Source organism: Helicobacter sp. UBA3407 (assembly GCF_949747025.1).
GTDB classification, from domain to species: Bacteria; Campylobacterota; Campylobacteria; order Campylobacterales; family Helicobacteraceae; genus Helicobacter_D; species Helicobacter_D ganmani.
In genome coordinates this window covers 1-2,209 of record NZ_CATKCB010000251.1, presented here as the reverse complement: position 1 = coordinate 2,209, position 2,209 = coordinate 1, and the positions used below count along the sequence as shown (strand labels likewise).

Below are 2,209 nucleotides of genomic sequence, written 5' to 3'. Positions count from 1 at the left end.
GTTTCAACATTTAGTGTGTGGGTTTTGCTTACTTCTCTTGCGCTATAAATTTTGTCATTAATCGCCACCATTACACCTTTGTTTTTAGCGTTTTTATCTCCAGCAAGACTTACGGCATTGTAAAGATTCTTTGGTCCATCTGCGCTAATAGCAGTTGCAGGTCTCATTGCCCCTGTTAAAACAACAGGTTTATTGCTTTTTACCACGAGGTTTAAGAAGTAAGCGGTTTCTTCCATTGTATCTGTTCCGTGTGTGATGACGATTCCATCTACATTGGAGCTTGATAAAAGAGAATTGACTTTATTTGCGAGTGTGAGCCAAACTTGGTCTGTCATATTAGAGCTATCAATATTTGCTACTTGCTCGCCACTGATATTGGCAATATTCTTTAGCTCCGGCACTGCGTTAATAAGCACTTCTATTCCCAAACTACCTGCTTTGTAGCCTGTAGTTGCAAGGTCGCTTTTTGCCTCTCCCGCAATTGTTCCACCTGTTGCTAAAATCACGATATTTGGTTTAGCAAACGCCATCATACTTACTCCTAGCATAAGCAAAATGCCAAAAAACAATTTTTTCATTTTTACTCCTTGAAAATTTAAGAATCTTCGTAATTATATCAAAGTTATTATGTAAAATATTTTAAAATAATCTTGTTTTAATGTGATAAAATCACATTGCTTCAGATTCCACCGCAGTCCTTGCGAGGCGAAGCCGAAGCGTCTGTTGCGAAAGCAACCGACCCACACTTGCAAATCCATAATATAGAATCTCGCATAGAATCCCACAAGGACAATGCCATAATAAAACGATAATGAAAAGTTGAGGCTATCTTCCTTTTGGAAGATAGTAAAAGGAGAATAAATTGAAATCCTAAAACGAAGTGCGCACGCCAAAGAGGCAAGCACACTTAATTTAGCATTAGAATCTATATTTTAATCCCGCATTTCCGTTTAAATAAGTTTCGTTTTTGGATTCAAACTTGCCTGCTAGGATTTGTTTCGCGCCTACACCTATATTCAAGACCCAATCTTGTGCAAGCTCTATATTGCCTCCAAGCAAGATTCGTCCATAAGTGCGTTTTTTGTCATCTCCGTCAATTATGAAATTTGTGTTTGAGCCTACGAATTTCGCAACAAAATCATCGCCATTATTAACGATATATTGTTCAACTTTTGGCACAACATAGAGATAAGAGCTACTTCCGAAGTATTTTCTGTATTCTAAGCCCGCATCAATACTCACAGAATTGTTTGTAGAGGATTGGACGTGTTGGGCTAGGGATGTGCCTTTTTCTGTATAAGATGGAGTAAAGCTATAATAGTAGTTCAATCCCGCAAAAGGTTTTAAGAAGTTGCCATTAGAGAGGTCAAACACTTTCCCTAAGCTTCCACTTAAGCCAAAGAATTTTTTGGTGAAGTCAGCAGTGTTTAGCCCTGCAATATTGCGTGATTCTTGGTCTGTTGAACCCCATTGTCCATATCCTTTAAGCCCTACTTCCCAAGTTTCTGCGAATTTGATTAGAGAATAAAGTCCAACTTGGTAGTTGTCTGCTTCTTGTTTTAATGCGTTGTCTTTCAATGTAGAGTTGGCATAAGTGAAGTAAGCACCCAAGAGCAAATTATCGGTTACATTTCCATCTACCCCCAAAGTTACACCATAGAGTCCGCCGCTATCGCCATCAATGATACTTGCACCACCAAATGCGTTTGCCCATACGCTTGCTTTGTAGGTATCATAGTAGTTTCCTGTTGCGTCAGAACCGATATTTGCAAGTTTTGCTCCATAAGGGTTGTTATAGGCTGCAACACGATTGCTAATAGACATTTCGTTTGCGACATTGATTCCTGTAAGTGCGGAAGTTGCAGCGTTTGCAAGCGTAGAAGCAGATTTCGCATTTTCTCTTGTGTTTTTGAAGAAATTGCGATTCGTAATGACATTTAAGGCTTCATTGACATTCACAGAGCTACCCGCAAAAGACCTTAAAATTCCATACGCTTCGCTTAGATTCCCTGCATTATCTAGTGAAACGCTTGTTGCCCTCAAGTCTCCCTCGTTTGTCGCAAGAGCTACAAGAAGTTTGTTTTCGTTTTTATTCGTTGTTACAATGAGAGCTTGTTGTGCGATTCCAGCATAGGATTCTCCTACAAGAAGCCCGAGATTTTCACGGAGTTTTTCTGCGTCTGTTGCCGCTGTGGAAATAGTTAGTGCG

The 2,209-nt window shown here is 39.6% G+C and carries 3 protein-coding genes; 1 reads left to right on the top strand and 2 read right to left on the bottom strand.

Going from position 1 to position 2,209, the window contains the following annotated elements:
- A partial coding sequence (locus Q1553_RS08370; protein ID WP_300842925.1) for an asparaginase occupies nucleotides 1-530 on the bottom strand: 530 nt, incomplete at its 3' end.
- 144 nt (nucleotides 531-674) lie between these two features.
- On the opposite strand from Q1553_RS08370, the gene Q1553_RS08365 reads away from it, so the two are divergent.
- Complete coding sequence (locus Q1553_RS08365; RefSeq protein WP_181881656.1) at nucleotides 675-812, top strand: hypothetical protein; 138 nt, start codon at nucleotides 675-677, stop codon at nucleotides 810-812.
- 106 nt (nucleotides 813-918) lie between these two features.
- Here the strand turns inward: Q1553_RS08365 and Q1553_RS08360 are convergent.
- Nucleotides 919-2,209, bottom strand: a 1,291-nt coding sequence (locus tag Q1553_RS08360; RefSeq protein ID WP_300842924.1) for an autotransporter outer membrane beta-barrel domain-containing protein, incomplete at its 5' end; no start/stop codon positions are given.